Below are 26,007 nucleotides of genomic sequence, written 5' to 3'. Positions count from 1 at the left end.
GAAAGGCTTGTGCGGGAAACGCCTGCCGGCCGCTCAAATTTAGCAGCGGTGTCAGGCGCGCTGTGCGGTATGGCGCAATGGGGGAGACTTATTGCGACCGTTTTTTACGGGAGGCTAACCGGCGCGCTGGCGCACCGCCTCGAAGAGACACACGCCGGTGGCGACGGACACGTTCAGGCTGCTGACCTCGCCCGCCATGGGGATCTTGATCAGGTGGTCGCAGTGCTCGCGGGTCAGGCGGCGCAGGCCGGAGCCCTCGGCGCCCATCACCAGGGCCAGCGGGCCGGTGAGCTGGCTCTGGTAGAGTTCCTGCTCCGCCTCGCCGGCGGCGCCGAATATCCACACGCCGGCCTGCTGCAGCATCTGCAGGGTGCGCGCCAGGTTGGTGACGGTCACAAACGGCAGTACCTCCGCGGCACCGCAGGCGACTTTTCTCGCCGTCGGCGTCAGGCCGGCGGACTTGTCCTTCGGCGCTATGACCGCGTGCACGCCGGCGGCCTCCGCCGAGCGCAGGCAGGCGCCGAGGTTGTGGGGATCGGTGACGCCGTCCAGCACCAGCAGGAAGGGCGCCTCGCCCTTTTCCTCCAGCTGTTGCAGCAGCTCTTTCAGGAAGCGCTCGTCGTAAACCCTGGTCTGCCCGGCGCAGACGGCGACCACGCCCTGGTGGTTGCCGTCGTCGCCGACCCTGTCGTCCAGGGCGCGACGATCGACAAAGCGCAGCGCGATATTGTTCTTCTCCGCCTGGCCGATGATCTTCTGCAGGCGCTGGTCCTTGCGTCCGCGCAGCAGCAGCAGCTCCTGCACCTGCTGGGGTGCGCTTTTCAACAGTGCCTGTACCGCGTGGAGGCCGTAGACGATTTCTGTGGACATGGGTGTTGCTTGTCGGTTGCTGTGTCGGGGCCGAGGCTGCCCTCTCCCGGGAGAGAGCAGGCTTTTAGGGGTTTACTTCTTCTTTTTGCGCTTGGCGGAGGGCTTCTTCTTTTTTCCCTTGGGGCTTTTCGCATTGGCCTTGGCGGCTTTCTGCGCCGCCTTGCGCGCGGCCACCGCCGGGCGCTTGCCGCCCTTGCGCGGCGGAGTGCGCCTGGGGCCGCGGCGTTTCTTCGGCGCCTCCTCGCCGGCAGCGGGCGCGCCCTCCTTCTCGGCGGCCGGCTTTTCCGGCTGCGGCTTGCTTTCGGGCCGAGGCTCACTCTCGGGCTGAGGCGCCACCGGCACCGCCTCGCTGGAACCGACCTTGCGCTTGCGGAAGGGCGTACTTGCGGGCGGCGTTTCCGCGTGCCTGGCCCAGGGGCTGGCGCTGCGCTTTTCGCCGGATGTCTTCTTGCCCGACGGGGACTTGCCGCGCCGCTCGCGCTCCTGCTGGTGCTCCACCGCCATCTCCATCGCGCGCGCGCTGACCTTGACCTGCTCCCGCGGCAGCAGCTCCTCGAGAATAAAGTCCACCTTGCGCTCGTCCAGATCCACCCGCGCCACCTGGACCCGGACGGAATCTCCCAGGTGGTAGCGCGCGCCGCTGCGCTCGCCGATCAGGCGCTGGTGGGCCTGCTCGAAGCGGTAGTAGTCCTTCGGCAGTGCGGTCACATGCACCAGACCCTCGACATAGAGATCGTCCAGCTCCACAAACAGGCCGAAACCGGTGACCGCGCTGATCACGCCCGGGTAGACCTCGCCCACATGGTCCTGCAGGTATTCGCACTTGAGCCAGCTGACCACGTCGCGGGTGGCATCGTCGGCGCGGCGCTCGGTCATCGAGCAGTGCTCGCCCAGCTGTACCATCGCCGGCATGTCGTAGGGCAGGATTTTTTCCCGCGGAATGGCCTCGGCGCCGGGCACCATGTGCACCTTCTTCGCCACCGCGCGCTCGTTGGCACTGCCGTTGCGGATCAGCCAGCGCAGCGCGCGGTGCAGCAGCAGGTCCGGGTAGCGGCGGATCGGCGAGGTGAAATGGGCGTAGGCCGGGTAGTCGAGGCCGAAGTGGCCGCGGTTCTCCGGCTGGTAGACCGCCTGGTTCATCGAGCGCAGCAGCATCATCTGGATGATGTGCGCGTCCGGGCGCCCCGCCACCTGTTCCAGCAGCAGCTGGAAATCCTTCGGCTGCGGCTCGGCGCCGCCGGGCAGGCGCAGCCCCAGTTCGCCCAGGTATTCGCGCAGGTTGCTGAGCTTCTCCTCCTTCGGCGTATCGTGCACCCGGTAGAGGGCGGGCACCTCCGCCAGCTCCATCAGCTGCGCCGCGCAGACGTTGGCGGCGAGCATACACTCCTCGATCAGCTTGTGGGCGTCGTTGCGCTGCACCGGCACTATGCGCTCTATCTTGCGCTTGGCGTCGAAGATGATGCGCGTCTCGGTGGTCTCGAAGTCGATGGCGCCGCGGCGGTCGCGGGCGGCGCGCAGCGCCTTGTAGAGATCGTGCAGGTTGTCCAGGTGCGGGACCAGGGCGGCGAACTGCTTGCGCAGGCCGGAGTCGCGCCGGCCGCGCTCGTCGATCATCTGCCCGACCTGGGTATAGGTCAGGCGCGCGTGGCTGCGCATCACCCCCTCGAAGAAACGGTAGTCGCGGATCTGGCCGTCACGGTCGATACGCATCTCGCATACCATACACAGCCGGTCCACTTCCGGGTTCAGGGAACAGAGGCCGTTGGACAGCTTCTCCGGCAGCATCGGCACAACGAAGTCCGGAAAGTAGACCGAGTTGCCGCGGCTGTGGGCCTCCTCGTCCAGGGCGCTGCCCGGGCGCACATAGTGGGAGACGTCGGCGATGGCCACCAGCAGCTTCCAGCTGTCGTCCGGCAGCAGTTCGCAGTAGACGGCGTCGTCGAAGTCTCGCGCGTCCTCGCCGTCGATAGTGACCAGCGGCAGCTGGCGCAGGTCCACCCGCGCCTTCTTGTCCTCCTCGGCGACCTCGTCGGGAATCGCGTCCACCTCCGCCTGCAGCGCCGCGGGCCAGGTGTGGGGTATGCCGTAGTTGCGGATCGCAACGTCTATCTCCATACCCGGCGCCAGGTGGTCGCCGAGCACCTCGATGACCTCGCCCTGGGGCAGAGTATCGCGGCTGGGCTGGGTGACGATCTTCACCACCACATACTGGCCGTGGCCGGCGTCGGCGGCGTGCTCCGCCGCCACCATGATGTCCAGGTTGATACGCGGGTTGTCCGGGCGCACGAAGCAGATGCCGTTCTCCCGGTAGAGGCGCCCGGCCAGCTGCTGGGTATTGTGCTTGATGACCCGCACCACCGCCGCCTCGCGCTTGCCGCGGAAGCCGCCGGGGGTCTCGCGCACCAGCACCTCGTCGCCGTCGAACACCTTGCGCATCTGGCGGTGGGACAGGAACAGATCGTCGCCGCCGTCGCGGGGCACCACGAAACCGAAGCCGTCGCGGTGGCCGATCACGCGGCCGCGCACCAGGCTCATCTTGTCCAACACGCCGAAGTCGCCGGCCCGGTTGCTGGCGATCTGGCCGTCGCGGGACATCGCGATCAGGCGCCGGCGCACCCCCTCGCGGCGGTCCTCGTCGTCGATTTCGAGAATATTGGCCACCGTCTCCCAGGAAACCGGGCCCGGCTGCTGCTCCAGCAGTTGCAGCAGAAACTCGCGGCTGGGAACGGGCTTTTCGTATTTTTCCGCCTCGCGCTCGGCGTGGGGGTCGGCGAGGTCGTTCAGTGAAGTCTTCTTTTGAGTCAAAACAGTATCCGTTGTTCGAGGTAGCCGCCTTTCTCGGGCGGCTTTCGGAGCGCCTTCGGCAATTGGCAGAGGGTCTCCGGCATTGTGGACTTGCGACGCAGACCGGTGACTACCGGTTCAGGGAAAGTCGCTACTGCACGCAGTATAAGCGATTTCGCGGCGATTCCCGACCGGCACGGAAAAAGTCGAAAAAAACGCAACCGGGCCGTTGACACCCCTCGGCGAAATCTCTATAGTGCGCGACCTCAACGGAGCACACCGTTGATTTGCCCAGGTGGCGGAATTGGTAGACGCGCTAGCTTCAGGTGCTAGTGGCCTTACGGTCGTGGAAGTTCAAGTCTTCTCCTGGGCACCATTTCGCAAAAGGCCGACTCGCGAGAGTCGGCCTTTTTTCGTTATGGACCCGCCTCCCGCTGCAGCTATCCGCAGCCAGGACAATGCCCGGTCGGGCGGTCACGACGGACAATTGACACATCCCGGAAAATGGCTATAGTGCGCCTCCTCGGCGGCGAGCACCGCCGATTGCCCAGGTGGCGGAATTGGTAGACGCGCTAGCTTCAGGTGCTAGTGGCCTTACGGCCGTGGAAGTTCAAGTCTTCTCCTGGGCACCATCTTTAACAAAAAAAGGCCGACTCGCGAGAGTCGGCCTTTTTCGTTTGTATACGCAACGGAAGCGCAGCCTCCTCCCGCCGGAAATGTGCACAGATCACGCCACAGCGCTGCGTGAGTAGATGCCCTATCGGGAATCCGTTAGGATTCCCGCCCTCAAGCCTCAGGCACAGAATGACTCACAGGAAGTGAAGCCTATGTTTTCCAATGCCCCCGTAAAGCGGGAACTGCGCATCGCCGGCCAGAATTCCGGCAAACCCGTCACCATCACCCCCCAGGCAGAACCCGTCTACCACGAACTGGTCAAGCTCGCCCGCCGCGGCAACTATTGGGCGCAACTGACCGTCAACGGCATCAACCAACTTGCCGCAGGCCGCCTGCACCAGAACAATATCTTTATCAAGCCCGGGGCCGCCCACCGGGGCGGCAATGAAGAATTTGTGGTGATATTGCCGGGATGCCGGGTCACGGCGGAGAAGCTGGCCAGCGATGGTTACAAGATCCTGCACTTCGAGGCGGATCTCAACTATTCGGAGCTGGTTGAGAGATATCAGAGACCCGGACTGTATTTGGCTAAAGAGCGCGGAGGGGCTTGGCAAACAAAGCGCAGCCCAAAAGGTACCATTAAGGAAGAAAAGAACCGCCTGGTGGCCATCTGCGACAGCGGCCACAGCGACCCCGACATGGCCGCCAACAGTTCAGCACCGAGAGTCGCAGAGGCCCCCTTCTCCGGCGGCGGCTTCCGTGTCAATAGCGATGGCTTCGACCTGCACTATACACCGGGGGAGAAGCGGATCGGCGGTCTGATGAACTATAGGAACGCCATCCGCCCGCTGCAGAACCAGGATCTGCATGAGTCGGCACTGCTGCTGGCCAAAACCATGTACGCGGCCAGAGATCTCAACGGCGTTGGCTGGGTGTCCGAGTTTGGTGGCTCCGCAGTACTGACCCAGGCGCTCCGGATTCTTGCGGACCAGGGTGTGAAACTGAAAAAACATACTGCCTTTCTCGTGCGGCCCACCAGCTCCCCCAACGAAGCCATCAAGGCCGCCCATGCGGTCGGATTAAAACTGGACCGCAAGTTCACCAAGACAGACAAACTGGACCTTATCGGCAACCGGGATCAGCTGGAACTTATCTACAACCGCCTCAAGCACGAAGGGGGTAAGCGTGGAGGCTACAGCCTTGCGAAGGCAACGGCGGACGCAATAGAACACGGCACGAGCCTGCAGGGCGGCGGCGCCTTTGTCGGCACACTAGCCGCAGCGGCGGGCTTGGCGGTTAGCGCACCGGCGCCTGCTGCGGCTGTGGCCTTCCTGACAGCCCTGGGCAAAGCCGCCGCCATTGCCGGCTCCGCCATCGGAATAGGCAAGATGGGCAATTCGATGGTCAGAGCCTGGCTGCCGAACCACCACGACAAACTCAAGAGCAAATTCTGATGCGCAACTTTATCAAATACTCATCGCTAAAGTTTCGCAAACACGAGGGGCTGTGCATCCCCCGCGGCCCCTCCTTCGCGAGCGCCAAAACAGTGAAGGCGAACCTGCTCGGCAATATTCTGCAGTTCCGGGCGCCCAGGCATGCACCGGTATCGACAGAAAGCATCGAGGAAATAAAGATTGTCTCGTCGGTCTATGACCTCGACGGGTACAGCGAGCAGCACGACTCGATGCCCAGCCAAAGCTGGGAGTCAAATGCCATATTCCATCGCAGCTGGGCCTTTTACGGCCCCTGGTTTACCGGCCATATGAGCACTGCGATATGCCATATCGAAGGAATTTCCCTGTCACAATCCAATGATCAACTGAATTTTCTGCACCCCAAGGCGTTCGAAACAGCCGTATTGGGCTATACAACTGCCTGCTGGGGGCATGATCTATATGACAAAGGCATTCCCCACTATCAGGCCCCTATCGACTGGAAACCCCTTAACCAACTGCCAGTACCGGCGGTAAGTTTTCTTATGGAGTCTACCAAGGTTGCCACCTACAGAAGGAGATACGTATTCTTCCCTGTATCGCGCGACAAGATAATCTGCTTCACATTTCCTTACCGACAGCACTGCTCCGGGTATCAAGCCGAGCTGGATAAAAAAATCAGCCCTGAGCCAATGCAAGAACTGATCGATAACATCATCGACAGCATCCAGCTCACCCTGTCACCGGAAACCCAGGAGGCTGTCGATGAAGTCAAGAAGACCTGTCCTGACCTATCCGTCTCCCCCAGCTGCGCGCCGCTGAAATGGCCCGCGCATGTCGACAAAGACGGCATAACCATCATCGACTACGACGAGCGCCTCTACGCCGAGACTTAGCGGCGAGGCCGCGCCCCTCCCTGCGCGCTTACAGCCCGAATCGCCGGGACATCAGCCCGTATTGCGCATCCCGGCTGCGATACCGGCGATGGTGACCATCAGCGCACTCTCCAGCAGCGGGTCCGAGTCCCGCTCGCGCAGGCGCGCCATCAGCTCCGCCTGCAGCAGGTGCAGCGGATCTGTGTAGGGGTCGCGCACGCGGATGGACCAGCGCATCACCGGGTTGTTGTCGAGCAGGCTCTCCCGGCCGGTCAGGCGCTGCAGCGCATCCACCGTGCGCGCCAGCTGTTTGCGCAACATGGCGCCAAGGCGGGTCAGTTCCGCATCGTCGGTCAGCCGCTCCTCGTACCAGGAAGCGACCCGGGTGTCGGCCTTGGCGAGCACCATCTCCAGCATATCCACCGCGCCCTGGAAGAAGGGCCACTGTTCGTTCATCGCCCGCAGCGTTTCGGTTTCCTCGCGGCTCTGCAGCGCGCTTTCCAGTGCGGCGCCGGTGCCCAGCCAGGCCGGCAGCATCAGGCGGATCTGGGTCCAGGCGAACACCCAGGGAATCGCGCGCAGAGTCTCCACGCCGCCGCCGGGCTTGCGCCGCGCCGGGCGGCTGCCCAGGGCCAGGCGGCTGAGTTCTGTCTCCGGCGTCACGGTGCGCAGGTAGGCCACCAGCGCCGGATCGTCGCGCACCACCTGGCGGTAGCCGTCCACCGAGACACTGGTGAGCCGGTCCATCTGCGCGCGCCACTCCGGGCGCGGCTCCGCCGGCGGCATCAGAGTGGCCTCCAGGGTCGCGGCCACATACTGCTCCAGGTTGTAGGCCGCCACCGACGGGCGGCCGTACTTGAAGCGGATCATCTCCCCCTGCTCGGTGACGCGGATGCGCCCGGCCACAGAGCCCGGCGGCTGCGACAGCAGCGCCATGCGGGTGGGCGAGCCGCCGCGGGAAATGGAGCCACCGCGGCCGTGGAAGAGCGTCAGCGGCACCCGGTGCTCGCTGAAGATCGCGGTCAGGCTTTCCTGGGCGCGGAACTGGGCCCAGGCGGCGCCGAGGAAACCCGCGTCCTTGGCGGAGTCGGAATAGCCGATCATCACCTCCTGGCCCGCGCGCACCCGCTGCCGGTACAGCGGAATATCCAGCAGCGCACCCATGGTGTCGGCGGCGTTGTTCAGGTCGTCGAGGGTTTCGAACAGCGGTACCACGCGCATCGGCTCGCGCACGCCGGCGATCTTCTGCAACAGCATCACCGCCAGCACATCGGAAGACGCCTTCGCCATCGAGATCACATAGGCGCCGAGCCCCTCGGGACCCTGCTCGGCGATCACCCGGCAGGTGTCCAGCACCTCGCGCACCTCGTCGTTGCACAGCTCGCTGCGGTAGAAGGCCTCGTCCACCAGCGGGCGGCGGCTCTCCAGCTCGGTGAGCAGGAAGCGCTGCTTGCGGTCCTCGTCCCACTCCGCGTAGCTGCCCAGCTCCAGGTAGCGGGTGATCGCATCCAGCGCATCGCTGTGGCGGCTGGACTCCTGGCGGATATCCAGGCGCAGCAGTGTGATGCCGAAACAGTTGAGGCGGCGCAGGGTGTCCTTGAGCTGACCGTCGGCAATGGCCGCGAGGCCCACCGCGCGCAGGGAGCGGTCGATCAGGCTCAGTTCGTCGAACAGCTGCCGGCCGCTGCTGTAGCCCTCCCCGTCCGGTTCCGGGCGCCCGGCCACTCTGGCCTCCATCTGCGCGCGGGTATGGCGCAGGCGGTCGCGCACCCGGCGCAGCACCAGCCGGTAGGGCTCGTGGCTGGGGCCCGTATGCTCGAGCAGTTCGTCACTGGCGCGGTGCATGGACAGGTCCGCGAGCAGGTTTTCCACATCGCGCAGGTAGAGGTCGGCGGCCATCCAGCGGGCCAGCTGCAGTACCTGGCGGGTGACCGCCGCGGTGACATTGGGGTTGCCGTCGCGGTCGCCGCCCATCCAGGAGGCGAAGCGGATAGGCACCCAGTCCGCCGGCAGCGGCTCCAGGCCGGCCTCGGCCAGCTCCGCCTCTATCTCGCGCATACCCCGGGGCACCGCCTGCCACAGGGACTGCTCTATCGTAGCGAAGCCCCACTTGGCCTCGTCCACCGGCGTGGGCCGCTCGCGGCGGATCTCGTCGGTGCTCCAGGCGGAGAGTATCTGCTCGCGCAGGTGGCGGCGCAGCGTCTCCTGCTCCTCCTCGGTGAGGTCGGGCCTGTCCAGATCGGTAAGCAGGTCGGCGATGCGGTCGTACTTGCGGATCAGGGTGCGGCGGGTCACCTCCGTCGGGTGGGCGGTGAGCACCAGCTCCACAGACAGCGTCTCCAGTACCGAGCGGATTTTCTCCGGCCCGACGCCGGATTTTTTCAACTCCGCCAGCACCTGGCGCAGGCCGCGGTCGGTATCCGGATCGCCGGGGTAGCGCTGGTGCTGCCGGCGCAGCCGCTCTCGGTGGCGCTGCTCGGCGATATTGGCCAGATTCAGGAACTGGCTGAATGCCCGCGCCACTTCCAGCAGCGTCTCATCGTCCAGCGGGTCCAGCAGCTGGCGCAGGCGCTGCACCGGCATCTCGCCCTGGCCGCGACTCTCCACCGCCACCTGGCGAATGGTTTCAACGGTATCGAATAGTTGCTCGCCGGCCTGCTGCCGCAGTACCGCGCCGAGCTCCTCGCCGAGCAGGCGGACATCTTCTCTTAAGGGGGCGTTTTGGTCCTGGTTCATGCATGTTATCTCCCAAGCAAAACAGACTGCCGATCCTAATCGCTAGTGGGCCCAGTCGCGACTGTTACATTTGAAATCAGTAGTCGGCGAAAGCTGTATTGGGATCAGGGGAGCCGGGTGTCCATATGGGACAGGCACCGCTTTCCACTGTTGCGCTGGCGGCTAAATTGGTGAGGCAGAAATAGCCACTTGAGCTTGCCATAATCACAGCGAGCGTGCGGGTAATACATGCGTCGAACAAGCGCCATCGTCTTCGCCAGCAACACCGCATTACCCCCGATTACAGCTGCATTTTTTGCGTATTACCCCGTGCCCATCTGAACGATAACGCCGACGTGAGCAAACAGTAAATTTCTCGGCAAAAAATGCGATTTAGATCACTCATTAGCCCCGCCCGAGTGGATATGGCATTTTCTATTTAGTTAAAATCGCAATTGAAAATAGTCACAGGCGTGACAGGGAAAATGCCATGGAGCTCTCAGGTGTACTTACCCCTATTCGGACCAAGAGAACGGTCAAACGACCCCCCTCTGGATGCGCACAATCCGGCACCGTCGGCTGCAGCCGCGCTTACGGTAGCAGGCCTCGCCGCCACTTTCCCCCAGTTTCACAAAGCCCCTATTAACAAATAAAAATCGAATAGCTTCCTAAATCAAAAATCGAACCGAGCCATCAAAAAGGCGACATAACAACACTATCGAACGGACCCTTTACAGACAGTTAAAAAGGAATAGCAATGATGAACACCAGTAAAAGTATCAGCCAGGGACTTGCGGGCTTGACCCGCAAACTTCCGATACTACTTTTGAGCGCCGTGTTGGCCGCCTGCGGCGGCGGGGGTGGCGGAAGTGACAATGGCGGCGGTAGTTCGAGCGGCAGTTCCAGCAGTTCCGGCAGCAGTAGTTCCGGCGGCAGCTCCAGCAGTTCTGGCAGCAGCAGTTCAAGCAGCGGTGGCTCTGGAGGCGACGTCGATACACAACCGCAGGCAGTTGACGATGCCGCCACCGGTGACGAAGACACCAACATTGTTATTGATGTGCTGCAAAACGACGATCCAGGCGAAGATGGAATCAGAACGTTGGCTGTGAAGACGCCCCCCCAATACGGCCAGGCGACGGTCGACGACGCCGGCACACCGGGCGACGCAAGTGATGACACTATCACCTATATTCCCAGTGTAGATTTCAATGGTGAAGATAGCTTTACCTATGAAATCTCCGATACAGATGGAGACGTTTCCGAAGCGACGGTAACGGTTACGGTGACTCCCATCGCCGAGCTTTCAGCGAGCGCAGCGGCAGGCGGTGACGGCGCCAATCCGAAGATGCTGAAACTCAGCTGGACGATCGATGTGCCTGTCGACCACTATCGGGTCGAAGTCAATCCGGACGGCAGCTCCGGGTTCACGGACTCGGGCTTTGATGTCATTGCAGGTGACCAAACAGAGGCAGAGTTCGAGGTCCCCCTGCACCTGACGCTCTGGGAAAAAGCTCGCCTGCAGCTAATTGCGCTGGATCAGGATGAGCGCATTATTGAGCGCTCAAATGAAATCGCCTTGGATAAGGTGGATACGAGGTCCATGATCGGCTACTTCAAGGAAACCTTACCTGAAGGTGATGATGCTGTTCCTGATGAATTTCTGAATTTTGGAAGCTCTGTTTCACTTTCCGCAGATGGCTCCGTTATGGCTGTTGGTGCACCTTACTATCGTTCAATTCACTCCGGCGGTGTCTATATGTTCCATAAGTCATCAACTGGATGGACATCGTATCTCAACACCTCTGGGGAGCCACTACAAACTGGAACGGCAAGAATTAGCAATGATAATTTTGGCGAAGTTCTTTCCCTAAGCTCAGACGGAAAATTCCTTGCGGTCGGAATGCCAAGCTCTGGGTTAATGCTCGACGGAAGTATTTATACAAGTAAAGACAACGGTGCCATTTACTTCTTTTCATACGATACCAGCGCAACGGAAAACGAAAAATGGAAACTCCTCTGGAATGACGCCAACCCGCTAGAGGACGAAAATCGTTATGGAACTGCGCTTAAATTATCAGGGGATGCGCAGACTATTGTGGTCTCATCAGGTGATTATTCTAGCAGCGGAATGCGTAGAGTTGACGTATTGAAACTGGACGAATCCCACCACATTTCCAGCAGAAAAACAATTTACACCGAGGAATCTAATTATCAACTTAGTGTAGCAATTTCTGAAGACGGAAGTACTGTAGCTGTGGGTAGCCCTGCCAACAATGAGGTACGCCTTTATAGCGCCGATGACAATTATTCGGATGAAGTAGTTATCACTGAAGCAGAGATTGACAGTGATGATTATTTCGGCATGGCTATTGAAATCTCTAGCGACGGACGATCACTAGCCGTAGGTGCTCCCGGGGATGATTCCGCAGGGTCGGGAGTCGATGCCATTCACGACAATGCTCTTGAGAATTCTGGCGCTGTATATATGTTCGAAAAATCTGAACAAGGGTGGGTTAAAATTGCTTTTATCAAGCCTTCTCACCCAGAGGAGCATCTTTATTTTGGTGAGATACTGGCTCTTTCATCGGACGGTAAAAACTTGGCCATTGGATCCGAAGAGGCGCTCGACAGCACTGCTGGCACCGGTATAAATCCGCCCCATGATGGGGTCGCGGAAGATTCTGGCGCTGTTTATACCTTTCGAAAAGAAAGAGGCACTTGGCGCCAAGTAAATTTCATCAAAGCGTCGAATACTGGAGAGTACGATCAGTTCGGCAGCGCTATAGCACTCTCCTCGGATGGTAGCACGATGGCTGTTGGCGCACCGTGGGAATCGAGTATCTCGACAGGGATCGGAGGAAATCAGGAAGACGATAGCAGCTACGGCGTCGGTGCCGTGTATGTTTATTAAGCTTCTTTAAGCCATCTTACGATGGTCTAATTCAGTCAACTCTTGCAAAAAGGCCGACTCGAGTGAGTCGGCCTTTTTATTTTGCTATGACTGGACTAAGCCAGAAAGATCTCCAGATCGTGAAATTGTAATTCTGCAGTGATCAGCCTCCCACGCCGGCAGGGGCCAGTGCTGCGCGCTTGCGCTCGTCCTCATCGGAATCCTCACTTTCTTCCGGTCCATCGGGCCTGCCCGGAAACCTTTCCTCGCCGTCAGACGTCGCCGAGCTTGCCATCGGAACCAGCTGCTCGCCGGCCAGGCGCATCTCCGGCGCATTGACCGCATCCACCCCGGTGCTGTAGGGGTTGACCGCACTGAAGATACCCGGGTCCACCTGGGCAAAGTCCTCCACCGCATTCTGCACCGCAGATTTTAGGCCCTGAGCCGCCTGGGCGCCGGCAACGGACTGCAGCTCGTCACCGGTGGCGGTAAAGGCGGGTATCTGACCGATAAAGTCCGGCTCGAAATAGCTGATGGAGACGATATCCACCGACTGGGACACATCCATGCGCAGTGGATTGATTGCGCTGCCGATTGCGGTCCACTGTTGCAACTCGGAGCCCAGCCTCACCGCGCCGCCCGTCAGGTGGGTATCGCCATAGGTCTCTGCAGTCAGGCTGCCGAAGCCGGCGCTATCGATGATTATATTGCCGCGGCCGGCATTGATTTCATCAATCACCAGATCTTTTTCGGCCAGGATTGAAATATCAATGTCGTCACCGGAAGTGTGGATATCGAGCACATTCACATCGGTCACTATATCCACGTCGCCGGCGACGACCAGCTCCGCGCGATCGGCCTGCAGGTCCCCACCGATGGTTCCCGTACCCGTACTGTTGATGCTGATATCGCCACTGCCGTCGTAGCCCAGGCGCATACCGCTGTCCGCGAACAGGATACCGGCGCCGTTGCGATTGAAGGCAGCAGAGTTGTCACCGCCGTTTACAAAGACAAAGTTCCGATCTGTCTCCAGGGACAGGCTGCCGGTATTGTTGTCCAGCCACTCGAAGCCGGAGAACCGGAAGTTGCCCACCTGGCTGTTACCGCCGGTTATCTGCCAGGTCTTGCCGGCCACATTGAACTGGAATTCATCGTCGCCACCGCCGCCGCTGAGCAATACACCCCGGCTGCTGTCGGCATCGATCTGCAGCAGGTCATTGCCCTCACCGAGGGACAGGGTTTCCAGGTTGGTGCCGGTGAGCAGCACCCTGTCGTTGCCGGCCCCGGTATCGATGGCGGTCAACTCGCCACCAGAGAGGGTGAACTGGTCTGCGCCGCTACCGGCCACAATCGACTCCACGCCGTTGAACACCAGCGATTGACCGCCACTGCGGATGCTTCCCTGCGCGGTATCCAGGGTCCACTGCGCATCGATATCGGCACCGCGCAGCACATCGAAACCGCTACCGCCAGCGAAGCTGTCCAGGCCGGCAAAGGTAACTCCGGCTACTGCCAGGGTATCCACGTTGCTAAAGGCATACTCGGTGTCGATATCCTGGCCCGCGTAGGAACCGGCATTGTTCACCAGCTCCAGATCCTTGAACAGCACCGTCATGCTGTTAACCGAGGCCCGGGCACTGCCGTCGACCAGCGCATTGCCGCTGCGCACCGAGGTCCAGCTGGCGCCGCTGGAATTCACGGTATCGGCGCCCTCACCCGCAGCCACGGTTTCGATACCACTGAAGCTGATAGCGGCGACGCTGATATCGCCGCTATCGGCCAGCTCGAACTGGTCAGCGGCCGCGGTACCCTGCAACAGGTCGCTGCCGCCGCCGGCCGCCACCCGGGCAATACCCTCGAACGCGATACCAGCCACATCCAGCGCACCCTCGCCCGCCAGGGCAAAGGTCTCGCTGTTGGCCGTACCGCGCAGGAGTGCATTGGCGGTGATAACCCGATCGATACCCGACAGCTCGACGCCGTTGACCGACAGCTCGCCATCGGCGCCGGACAACTGCCATTCGCCGGCATTGCTGGTTACCGAGTCCCCCGCATCAGCACCGGCAATGACGCGGCCAGCCGAGGAGAAGTCGATACCGCGCACACTGAGTGCCTGCCCGGCATCGCTCAGTACGAAACTGTCACTGGCGTTGTTGGTGGCCGCGTCGACCAGCACATTGTTCCCACCGACGGTTTCGATATCCGAGAAATCGATACCCGCCGCCACGGCGCTGCCGTCTGCAACTCCCAGTACCCAGGTCTCCCCATCGGCGGAGTCAACCGAGTCCGCGCCCGTGCCGGCATCCACCTGAGTAATGGCAGTGAAGGTGATGCTGTTGGCGGTCACCTGGTTACTGGCGGTAATGGTAAATTGATCCGCGGAAGTGGAACCGGTCAATACGCCGTTGCCACCACTGGTGCTCTCCAGGCCGGTGAAGTCGATACCGGCGTGGTTCAGTGCATTGTCGCTTCCGCTCAGCTGCCAGGATTCAGCATCCAGGCCGACCAGGTTGTCGCTGCCTCCCGCTGCGGCCACAGAGTTAACGCCCTCAAAGCGTATGCCGTAGCTGTCCAGCTGGTTGCTGGCGACCACGGAGAACTGGTCGGCGCCGCCGGTGCCGGTCAGGGCACCGGTGCCGGTCACCCGATCGATATTGGTAAAGGCAATAGAGCCGGCGGTTACCGCCTGGGTGCCGTTCAGGGCGACGGAGCCGAGGGCGGCGAGCACGTCGGCTCCGCCTCCGGCATCCACGGCAACCAGACCACTGAAGCGCAGATCTGTGGAGTCGATTGTCACCGTATCGGCGGCTGTCATGGTGAAGCCTTCGGCTCCACTGGTTGCCACCAGTGTCGCATTCTGGCCGACGAAATCTTCCAGGCCGGTAAAGGCTATACCGTCGTGGGTGACGGAGGAATCGCTATTCAACTGGTAGCCCAGGCCGCTGCGCCCCAGGACGCTGTCGTTGCCACCACCCGCATCCAGGGAATCCACGCCGGAAATCGTCAGGCCATAAATACCCAGGGTGCTGTCGGCGAGCATCTGGAAGCTGTCATCGCCGCCGGTAGCGAACAAGTCCGCGGCGGCGAGGAGATCGAAGCCGCTGAAGCTGATACCGCTGGTCGAGAAGGCGCCGTCGGCACCACTCAGGGTTGCGGCGGCGATCGCCTGCAACGAATCGGTGCCGGAGCCGCCGCTGACATCGCTCAGGTCACTGAATGTCATGTTGTCGACAGACACAGTGCCGGCCGCAACCACGGTGTAATTGTCACCGCTGGCGTGCCCGGACAGGACGCCGCTGCCGCCGCTAAAGGATTCCGCGGCGCTGAAGGTGATGCCCGCGTGTACGACCTCATCGCTGTTTTCAGTCAGATTCCAACCTTCGGAAACAGAGCTGCTGACAATGTCACTGCCAACGCCGGCGGCAATGCTGCTGACGCCGCTGAAGTCCATTCCCGCGGCGCTCAATGCGCCGGTACCGGTAATGCTGAAGGTATCAGCGCCGCTGGTGCCGGCCAGGGCAGCCGTAACGACATCCTCGAAATTATTGAATAGCAGCCCGCCGGCGGCCAACTGCTTGGCGGTACCGGTCAGCGCCAATCCGGCGTCAAAGGCGCTGGCATCCAGTGAGTCGTTCCCGTCCAGTGCATCTACGGCATTCAGGTCCAGGAAGGTCATGCCGAGCAGGCCGACAGATCCGTCGGCCTGCAGCGTGAAGTTGTCGTTGCCACTGGTACCGATCAGGCCGGCACTGCTGGCACTCAGCAGCTCCACATTGCTGAAGGTGATGCCGCTGTTCCTGGCTGTGGTGTTACCGAGCGCTGTCCAATCAGCACCGGCGAAGCCGGCGACAGTATCGTTGCCTCCCCTGGCGTCCACACTACTGATAGCGCTAAAGGCAATCTCGTTGGCGATCAGCGCATTGGCACCGGTGACCGCAAAGATATCGGCAGCATCCGAGCCTTCCAGGCTGCCACCGGTTACGGCATCGATACCGGTGAAGTCGATTCCACCGGTCCACGCTTCCTTAGCATTGCCGGTCAGGGTAACGACACCCAGTGCCGCAACCGTGTCGTTGCCCGTAGCGCCGCTGACGCTGTCCAGGCCGCTGAAGCTGATACCGGCGGCATCGAGACTGTTGGCCGCGGTGATGGTGAACAGATCTGCGCCGCTGCTGCCGGCCAGCGCCGCAGCCACCGCGCTCTGGATATTGCTGAAGGTGATGGAGCCGGCGCTCAACTGGTTGTTCGAGCCGGTGAGAGCCACACCCGGCCCATAGGCGCTGGCATCGAGGGAGTTGCTGCCGGCCAGGCCATCCACGGAATCCAGATCACTGAAGGTCATGCCGTAGATATCGACACCGCCGCCAGCCTGCAGTACAAAGCTGTCATTTCCGGCGGTACCGATCAGTCCCCCGTTGATCGCGCTCAGCGCTTCCACATTGGAGAAGGTGATACCGTTGTTGGTCGCCTCATAGTCGACACCAGTCAGTGTCCAGTCGGCGCCGTCGGCGCCGGTAACACTGTCGATGCCTCCCCTAGCGTCCACATTGCTGATGCCACTGAAGGCGATTTCGTTGGCTGTTACTGCATTGGTACCGGCAATAACAAAAGTGTCGGCATTGTCGGAAGCCGCCAGGCTACCTCCTGTGACTGCCTCAATTCCGGTAAAGTCGATGCCACTGGTGCCCGCCTCGCCATCGCCGCCAGTCAGCTGAACCACACTCAGCGCTGCAACGGTATCGCTGCCCGTACCGGCGTTGACGCTGCTGAGGCCGCTGAAGCTGATACCCGCGGCATTGAGGCTGTTGGCGGCGGTGATGGTGAACAGATCTGCACCACTGCTGCCGGCCAGTGCCGCGGCCACCGCGCTCTGGATATTGCTGAAGGTGATGGATCCAGCGCTCAACTGGTTGTCCGTGCCGGTAAGAGCCACGCCAGCCCCGTAGGCGCTGGCATCGAGGGAGTTGCTGCCGGCCAGACCGTCCACGGAGTCGAGGCCACTGAAGGTCATGCCGTGAATACCGACTTGCCCCCCGGCCTGCAACACAAAACTGTCGTCGCCGGCGGTACCTATCAGGCCCCCGTTGATTGCAGTCAAGGACTCCACATTGGAGAAGGTGATGCCGTTATTAGTCGCCTCATTATTGATAGCGGTCAGTGTCCAGTCGGCGCCGTCGGCACCAGTAACACTGTCGTTGCCCAACTTTGCGTCGACACTGCTGATACCGCTGAAGGCAATTTCGTTGGCAGTTACCGCGTTGGCTCCGGTTATGACAAAGGTGTCAGCATTGTCGGATGCCTCCAGGCTGCCGCCGGTCACGGCCTCAATTCCGGCGAAGTCGATGCCGCTGGTCTGCGCCTCCTTGACGCCGCCTGTCAGGGTAACCACACCCAGCGCAACGACTGTGTCGCTGCCCGTATCGGCGTTGACGCTGCTGAGACCGCTGAAACTGATTCCGGCCGCATCGAGGCTGTTGGCGGCGGTGATGGTGAACAGGTCTGCACCACTGCTGCCGGCCAGAGCCGCAGCCACAGTACTCTGGATATTGCTGAAGGTGATGGAGCCGGCACTCAACTGGTTGTCCGTGCCGGTGAGAGCCACGCCAGCCCCGTAGGCGCTGGCATCGACGGAGTTGCTGCCGGCCAGGCCGTCCACGGAGTCCAGGCCGCTGAAGGTCATGCCGTGGATACCGACACCACCACCGGCCTGCAGCACAAAGCTGTCGTCGCCGGCAGTGCCGACCAGCCCACCATTCACCGCGGCCAGAGTTTCAACATTGGAGAAGGTGATGCCGTTGTTGACCGCCTGATAGTCGGTACCGGTCAGCGTCCAGTCGGCGCCGTCGAAGCCAGTAACACTGTCGTTACCCAACTTGGCATCGATAGTGCCTGTGATACCGCTAAAGGCAATATCATTGGCGGTTATCGAGTCGCTGCCGGTGACAACAAAAGAATCGGCCAGGTCTGAAGCTACCAGACTGCCGCCCGTAACGGATTCAATTTCGCTGAAACTGATACCGCTGCTAATGGCCTCCTCACTGGCGCCAGTCAGGGTCACTGGTCCCAATGCCGCAATCGAATCGCTGCCGTCGCCCCCATCGACACTGGATATATTGGAGAAGCGGATACCGATGGCATCCAGTACATTATCTGATACCAGGCTGAAGCTCTCATTAGATAGCGAGCCGAAAAGCGAAACCGGGGCTGACGCAGTAGCGGACTGGATTCCGGAGAATTCAATGCCGCTGCTGGTAAATCCAGCTCCAGATTCAGCCAGGTACATATCGGAAATAACATTAACCGTATCGCCACCACCGGCGCCATTGAGGATGGACAGGCCGGAGAAGCTGATTCCTGCCACATCAAGGCTATTGGAGGACGTTATGGTAAATACTTCCGGGGAGTTGATCCCGCTTAGCTCATTCGCAATAACGCTTTCGATATTACTAAAGACTAAGCCACTAGCGTCTACCTGATAGTCACTTCCAGTAAGAAGGAGAGCTCCTGACAGAGCACTTGCATCCAGAGAGTCAATTCCATCAAGGCCATTAACAGAACTTGCGCCCTGAATAGTCATACTCCCGAATGAGACATCTCCATCATTGCTTAATGTAAAACTATCATCACCCGAGGTCCCAATAATTCCAGCATTACTTGTTATCAAAATATCTAGATCATAGAAGGTGATCCCATGGTTTTTTGCTTGATTCAGGTCAACAAGTATCCAGTCTTCACCATCAAGACCTATTGCTGTTTCTGAATCCGATGATCCGTATACAACGATGGTATTATCACCATACGAAGTAAAATTCGTACTTATTGTCCCATCCGCATTTACGGTTACCTCTGTCTCACCCTCAAGTAGTGTTACAACTCCAGTGCCTACATTATATTGCTCAACATCTACAAATTGGATTCCACTAGTAGATTTGTTACCACCTCCGTTTCCTAAATCTTCTAATGTGTATACTACGTCTTTACCGAACCGATCCAATCCAGCATCAACGTATTCCAGCCCGCTAAAACTAATCTCGTCAACTGTAAGGCTGTTGTCCCCAGTCACTGTAAATGTATCAGGGTCATCTGTTCCGTATAAATTTAACGTTGAAGCCTCTTCAATATTATTAAATGAAAGAGAACCTGCAGAGACACGATTGAGATCTCCCGTCAGCACCAGCCCACTCAAATAAGCAATCGCATCGAGGGTGTTAACACCTGTCAGACCGTCCACAAAAGTCAGACCGCTGAAGGTCATGCCGTAGGTATCGACATCTCCACTCGCCTGCAGCACGAAGCTGTCATCGCCAGCGGTGCCTATCAAGCCAGCATTCACTGCGGTCAGCGCCTCCACATTGGAGAAGGTAATGCCGCTGCTCACTGCCTGATTACTTGCACCGGTCAGTGTCCAGTCGACGCCATCCGCACCTGTGACGCTGTCATTGCCCAGCTTGGCATCGACGCTGTTGATACCACTGAAGGCAATATTATTGGCAGTTAACGCATTCGCGCCAGTGACAACAAAAGTATCTGCATTGTCCGATGCCTCCAGGCTGCCGCCGCTGACGGCTTCTATGCCAGTGAAGAGAATGCCACTGGTGCTGGCCTCGCCGCTGTTTCCGGTCAGAGCCATTACGTCGCTAGCAGTGACAGTGTCGCTACCGAGATCGGCATTAACACTGCTCACTCCACTAAAGCTGATACCCGCCGAACTCAGGCTGTTCGCGCCGGTAATAGTGAAGCTGTCCGCGCCGGAGCTGCCGGTCAGTGCAGAAGCTACTGCGCTTTGGATATTGTGGAAGGTGATCGAAGCGGCGCTCAGCTGGTTGTCGGTACCGGTAAGGGCAACACCTTCCGCGTAAGCGCTGGCATCAAGCCCGTTGGCACCACCTGAACCGTCCACAGCACTCAGGCCACTGAAGGCCATGCTGTAAGCGCCCACACTACCATCGGCATTCAGAATAAAACTGTCATCGCCAGCAGTGCCAACCAGCCCGGCATTGACGGCGGACAGTGTTTCCACTCCAGAGAAGATGATACCGCTGTTTTCGGCTTCGAAATCTAGCCCCGTCAGGGTCCAGTCGGCACCGTCGGCTCCGGTAACGCTGTCGTTGCCACCCAGCGCATCGACACTGCTGATACCTCCGAAGGCGATTTCATTCGCCGTAATTGTATTGGTTCCGGTGACTACAAAAGTGTCACTGTTATTGGAGGCTTGCAAGCTGCCGCCGGTCACTGCGTCGATACCCGCAAATGTTATGTCGCTACTCACGGCCTCTTTGGCCGCGCCGGTCAGGCTAACAGTGTCAATTGCGGCGAGAGTATCGCTTCCACCAGCCGCATCAACACTGCTCAAGCCACTGAAACTAATTCCGGCGGCTTCGAGGCTATTGCTGGCAGTAACCGTGAAGGTATCCGCGCTGGAACTGCCGGCCAGTGCCGCGGCTACCGCGCTCTGGATATTGCTGAACACGATCGCAGCGGCGTTCAGCTGGTTGTCAGTACCGTTAAGGGCTACACCGGCTGCGTAGGCGCTGGCATCCAATGAGTTGCTACCGCTCGCACCGTCCACAGCGTTCAGGCCGTCAAAGGCCATGCCGTAGATACCCACGCTGCCATCGGCATTCAGGACAAAGCTGTCGTCGCTGGCAGTGCCAACCAGGCCGGCATTGACCGCGGACAGCACCTCTACATTGGAGAAGGTGATACCACTGTTTTGCGCTTCGTTGTCGACACCGCTCAATGTCCAGTCGGCGCTGTCTGCACCGGTGACACTGTCATTGCCCAGTTTGGCGTCGACGTTACTGATATTGCTGAAGGCAATATCGTTGGCAGTGACCGCATTCGAGCCGGTGACGACGAAGGTATCCGCGTTGTCAGACGCCGCCAGGCTGCCGCCGATGGCGGCCTCGATACCGGTGAAGAGGATGCCGCTGGTGCTCGCCTCACCGTTGTTGCCAGTCAGGGTTACTACATCGATAGCAGTGACTGCGTCATCGCCAAGACCGGCATTGACATCGCTTACCCCACTGAATCTGATGCCCGCGGCATCGAGGCTATTGGTGGCAGTGACCGTGAAAGTATCCGCGTCAGAACTGCCGGCCAGTGCCGCGGCTACCGCGCTCTGGATATTGCTGAACACGATCGCAGCGGCGTTCAGCTGGTTGTCAGTACCGTTAAGGGCTACACCGGCTGCGTAGGCGCTGGCATCCAATGAGTTGCTACCGCTCGCACCGTCCACAGCGTTCAGGCCGTCAAAGGCCATGCCGTGGGTACCCACGCTGCCATCGGCATTCAGGACAAAGCTGTCGTCGCTGGCAGTGCCAACCAGGCCGGCATTGACTGCGGACAGCGTCTCTACATTGGAGAAGGTGATACCACTGTTTTGCGCTTCGTTGTCGACACCGCTCAATGTCCAGTCGGCGCTGTCTGCACCGGTGACACTGTCATTGCCCAGTTTGGCATCGACGTCGCTGATACCGCTGAAGGCAATATCGTTGGCAGTGACCGCATTTGAGCCGGTGACGACGAAGGTATCCGCGTTGTCAGACGCCGCCAGGCTGCCGCCGATGGCGGCCTCGATACCGGTGAAGAGGATGCCGCTGGTGCTCGCCTCACCGTTGTTGCCAGTCAGAGTTACTACATCGATAGCAGTGACTGTGTCATCGCCAAGACCGGCATTGACATCGGTTACCCCACTGAAGCTGATACCCGCGGCATCGAGGCTATTGGTGGCAGTGACCGTGAAGGTATCCGCGTTGTCAGACGCCACCAGGCTGCCGCCGCTGGCGGCCTCGACACCGGTGAAGAGGATGCCGCTGGTGCTCGCCTCACCGTTGTTGCCAGTCAGGGTTACTATATCGATAGCAGTGACTGTGTCATCGCCAAGACCGGCATTGACATCGCTTACCCCACTGAATCTGATGCCCGCGGCATCAAGGCTATTGGTGGCAGTGACCGTGAAGGTATCCGCGCTGGAACTGCCGGCCAGTGCCGCGGCTACCGCGCTCTGGATATTGCTGAACACGATCGCAGCAGCGTTCAGCTGATTGTCAGTACCGTTAAGGGCTACACCGGCTGCGTAGGCGCTGGCATCCAATGAGTTGCTACCGCTCGCACCGTCCACAGCGTTCAGGCCGTCAAAGGCCATGCCGTAGATACCCACGCTGCCATCGGCATTCAGGACAAAGCTGTCGTCGCTGGCAGTGCCGATCAGGCCGGCATTGACTGCGGACAGCACCTCTACATTGGAGAAGGTGATACCACTGTTTTGCGCTTCGTTGTCGACACCGCTCAATGTCCAGTCGGCGCTGTCTGCACCGGTGACACTGTCATTGCCCAGTTTGGCGTCGACGTTACTGATATTGCTGAAGGCAATATCGTTGGCAGTGACCGCATTCGAGCCGGTGACGACGAAGGTATCCGCGTTGTCAGACGCCGCCAGGCTGCCGCCGATGGCGGCCTCGATACCGGTGAAGAGGATGCCGCTGGTGCTCGCCTCACCGTTGTTGCCGGTCAGGGTTACAACGTCGATAGCTGACACAGTGTCACTGCCCAGGTCTGCATCCACACTGTTCACGCCACTGAAGCTTATGCCGGCCGCATCGAGGCTGTTGCTGCCGGTGACATTGAAAGTATCCGCGCCGGTGCTGCCGGCCAGCACCGCGGCCACCGCGCTGTGGATATTGCTGAAGATGATCGAGCCGGCGCTCAGCCGGTTGTCACTTCCGGACAGGGCTAGGCCCGCCGCGAATGCGCTGGCATCCAATGCGTTAACGCCGGCGAGGCCGTCTACGAAGCCCAGATCGCTGAACGTCATATTGTAGGTATCGACACTGCCGTCGGCGTTCAGGACAAAGCTGTCGTCGCTGGCAGTGCCAACCAGGCCGGCATTGACTGCGGACAGCGTCTCTACATTGGAGAAGGTGATACCACTGTTTTGCGCTTCGTTGTCGACACCGCTCAATGTCCAGTCGGCACCGTCTGCACCGGTGACACTGTCATTGCCCTGCTTGGCATCGACGTCGCTGATGCCGCTGAAGGCAATATCGTTGGCAGTGACCGCATTTGAGCCGGTGACGACGAAGGTATCCGCGTTGTCAGACGCCACTAGGCTGCCACCGATGGCGGCCTCGATACCGGTGAAGAGGATGCCGCTGGTGCTCGCCTCACCGTTGTTGCCAGTCAGGGTTACTACATCGATAGCAGTGACTGTGTCATCGCCAAGACCGGCATTGACATCGGCTACCCCACTGAAGCTGATACCCGCGGCATCGAGGCTATTGGTGGCAGTGACCGTGAAAGTATCCGCGTCAGAACTGCCGGCCAGTGCCGAGGCCACCGCGTTGTGGATATTACTGAAGATGATCGAAGCGGCGTTCAGCTGATTGTCACTGCCGGTAAGGGCTACACCCGCTGCATAGGCACTGGCATCGAGGGTGTTGGTGCCGCCTGCACCATCTACAGAGTCCAGATGACTGAAGTTCATGCCATAGGCATCGACGCTGCCGCCGGCCTGTAGCACGAAGTTATCATCGCCAGCGGTGCCGATCAGCCCCCCATTGTCGGCAGACAGCGCCTCCACGTTGACGAAGGTAATACCATTGTTCTCCGCCTGATTACTGGTGCCGGTTAGAGTCCAGTCGACACCATCGGCACCGGTGACACTGTCGCTACCCAGTTGGGCATCGACACTGGTGACGCCGCTAAAGGCGATATCGTTGGCAATAACTGAATTGGAGCCGGTGACAGTAAAAGTATCCGCACTATCAGATCCTTCCAGGCTGCCGCCGTTGACGGCTTCTATGCCGCTGAAGAGAATACCGCTGGTGCCCACCTCTCCACTGTTACCAGTCAAGGTTACAACTTCGATGGCAGTGGCAGTGTCGTTGCCACCTCCAGTGTCCACTTCATCGACAGCGTCAAAGGAAATATTACCCGAGAGAGTGAAGGACTTATTGCCGTCGACCGCCAGCACATCATCCGCAGAGGTCAGCGTAAAGCTATCCAGTCCAGCGCCGCCGGTAATACTGCCACTACCCGCGACTGTCACAGTCCCCAGGGTATTGGTGGTGTCCGCGCCGCTGCCGCCGACACTGAGGGAAAAATTATTGACGTCAACACTGCCATCGCTGGTAAAGGATCCGCCGGCGATCATCGATAGGTCACCGCTGTCAGCGGATATAGTTACACCATTCTCAATGCGAATATCGCTGAATGAATCCAGCGTGAGCGTCGTCGCGGCACTCCAGCTTACATCGCTGGAGATGCGGATACCATCCGCGTAGTCGGTGTCGGGATCACCGTCGTCAGTAATCGGCAGGCCGCCACCATCGGCGGTATTTGCATCCGTCACCGCGATGGTGACATTGTTAGAATCCAGCGCGGTCTCTAGGCTGGCAACAGAGATACAGTTGGTTGAGCAGCTATCGGAGATATCCAGCCAGCCTGGATCCAGCAACCACTGGCCGGTCTCTCCTCCAGAGAGACTCAATGTGGACACAAACATGGTGTCCTCACCCAGACGCAGATTGACCTTGCCGGAAGTCTCGACGAAACCGCCGTCACCGCCGAGCGCACCGGACTCGGCGCGAATGCTGCCGGCAAAGTGAGTGCTGTCATCGGCCCAGACGATGACCTTGCCGCCGTCGCCGTTGCCGATACCGCTGGCGTTGATATCGGCTTCGGCACTGACGACGGTGGTCTTTGCATTGCGCACACTACCGTTCTTGCCCTGATAGCCACCGCCGATCAGTACCTCGCCGCCGCCGGCCGTGCCGCGGGCATCGATGGTGCCGCTGACTGCGACCTCGTCACCCAGCACCTGAGCCAGGCCGCCCTCGCCCGCACTGCCGCGCACGGCGATCTGACCGCTGTGGGTGGCGCTGTCACCCTCGATAATGACCTCACCGCCTTTTGCACCCGATGCGTTCAGCGAGCCACTGTTGACGGCACCGGAGCCGGAGCCGAACAGGCGTATCTTGCCGTCGCTGGTGTCTATGCCGCGGGCGCGCACCGTGCCCTCGTTGTTGACCGCAGAGGTGAAGAGGTCACCGGAGACACTGGCTTCCATCAGCACCTTTGCGCCTTCGATATGGCCGCGGTTCAGCACGGCGCTGTCGAGACCCATCTGGTTTTCCATCACCTCCTTGGTGATCTTGACCCCGATCATGCCGTCGGCATCGAAGGTCAACACCGCCTCGTCGGCGGCGGCGAGGCTGACCATCTCGGCGCTGATCAGGCCGCTGGCCGCGTTCGTAACCTGCTTGCCCACCAGTACCGCGCTGGCCGCGTTGATCACGCCGCGGTTGACCACCACGCCGGCGCTGCCGTCTTCACCCTTAAAGGCGACGTTGCCGCTCATAAATTCGGACGGGTTGACATCCAGGCCGGCGGCGGTGATGGCCCCCACGTTGACCGTTGCGGTCTCGGTAAAGAGCACGCCGCGGGGGTTGGCGAGAATCACATGGCCGTTGGCCTCTATGCTGCCGCGGATGTCGCTGGGGCTCTGGTCGAGAATCCGGTTCAGCACCACCGATGAGGAGTCGGGCTGCAGGAACTTGACGATCTCTTCTTCGCTCAGGTTGAAGGAATCCCAGTCTATCGCCAGCAGGTCCGTTTTCTGGTCGATAATGGTGGTCAGGTCGCTGGTGCTGATGGAGCCGTCGCCGCCGACCACGGTGCCGCCTTTCGGCGCGGCCAGTGCGGCGGGGCTGGCGATCTGGCCGGCGATCAATCCCGCCCAGGCCAAGTGGGATACCTTGATGGCCGAAGTGAGTTTCTTCAGTTCGAGCGTCATTTTTTTAACTTTCATGCCGGTACCTTGCGA

The 26,007-nt window shown here is 60.2% G+C and carries 7 protein-coding genes and 2 tRNA genes; 5 read left to right on the top strand and 4 right to left on the bottom strand.

The genetic code is table 11. The features are described 5' to 3' along the window. Positions 1-114 precede the first annotated feature (114 nt). Both rlmB and rnr read right to left on the bottom strand, forming a co-directional pair. Complete coding sequence (gene rlmB, locus ACXAF3_RS13420) at positions 115-870, bottom strand: 23S rRNA (guanosine(2251)-2'-O)-methyltransferase RlmB (protein ID WP_475112820.1); 756 nt, start codon at positions 868-870, stop codon at positions 115-117. A 72-nt stretch (positions 871-942) separates the two neighbouring features. Further along, positions 943-3,675 carry a ribonuclease R gene (rnr, locus tag ACXAF3_RS13415; protein WP_475112819.1) on the bottom strand — a complete coding sequence of 911 codons (2,733 nt, stop codon included), beginning with the start codon at positions 3,673-3,675 and terminating at the stop codon, positions 943-945. A gap of 268 nt (positions 3,676-3,943) precedes the next feature. Here rnr and ACXAF3_RS13410 point away from each other — a divergent pair. The 4 genes from ACXAF3_RS13410 to ACXAF3_RS13395 all read left to right on the top strand — a co-directional run bounded on the left by ACXAF3_RS13410 (position 3,944) and on the right by ACXAF3_RS13395 (position 6,598). After that, positions 3,944-4,030 (top strand) — tRNA-Leu (locus tag ACXAF3_RS13410). A gap of 169 nt (positions 4,031-4,199) precedes the next feature. Then, positions 4,200-4,286, top strand: a tRNA-Leu gene (locus ACXAF3_RS13405). A gap of 195 nt (positions 4,287-4,481) precedes the next feature. Beyond that, entirely contained in the window at positions 4,482-5,723 is a 1,242-nt protein-coding gene (locus ACXAF3_RS13400) for a hypothetical protein (protein ID WP_475112818.1), read from the top strand. Beyond that, positions 5,723-6,598, top strand: a complete 876-nt coding sequence (locus tag ACXAF3_RS13395) for a hypothetical protein (RefSeq protein WP_475112817.1) — start codon at positions 5,723-5,725, stop codon at positions 6,596-6,598. The genes ACXAF3_RS13400 and ACXAF3_RS13395 overlap by 1 nt, the downstream gene beginning before the upstream one ends. A gap of 51 nt (positions 6,599-6,649) precedes the next feature. On the opposite strand, the gene ppc is transcribed toward ACXAF3_RS13395, so the two are convergent. Further along, positions 6,650-9,313 (bottom strand): phosphoenolpyruvate carboxylase, encoded by a 2,664-nt coding sequence (gene ppc / locus ACXAF3_RS13390; RefSeq protein WP_475112816.1) that lies wholly within the window; start codon positions 9,311-9,313, stop codon positions 6,650-6,652. Positions 9,314-10,049: 736 nt separating this feature from the next. Between ppc and ACXAF3_RS13385 the strand changes: the two genes are divergently transcribed. Then, complete coding sequence (locus ACXAF3_RS13385) at positions 10,050-12,203, top strand: Ig-like domain-containing protein (RefSeq protein ID WP_475112815.1); 2,154 nt, start codon at positions 10,050-10,052, stop codon at positions 12,201-12,203. A gap of 142 nt (positions 12,204-12,345) precedes the next feature. Here the strand turns inward: ACXAF3_RS13385 and ACXAF3_RS13380 are convergent, their stop codons facing one another. Continuing rightward, positions 12,346-25,992: a filamentous hemagglutinin N-terminal domain-containing protein gene (locus ACXAF3_RS13380; protein WP_475112814.1), complete on the bottom strand. Its 13,647-nt coding sequence runs from the start codon at positions 25,990-25,992 to the stop codon at positions 12,346-12,348. Positions 25,993-26,007: the final 15 nt, after the last annotated feature.

It is taken from the genome of Microbulbifer sp. ABF4_143 (assembly GCF_056160225.1).
Note: the sequence above shows the minus strand (reverse complement) of the source record. Positions and strands in the feature narration are given on the sequence as shown.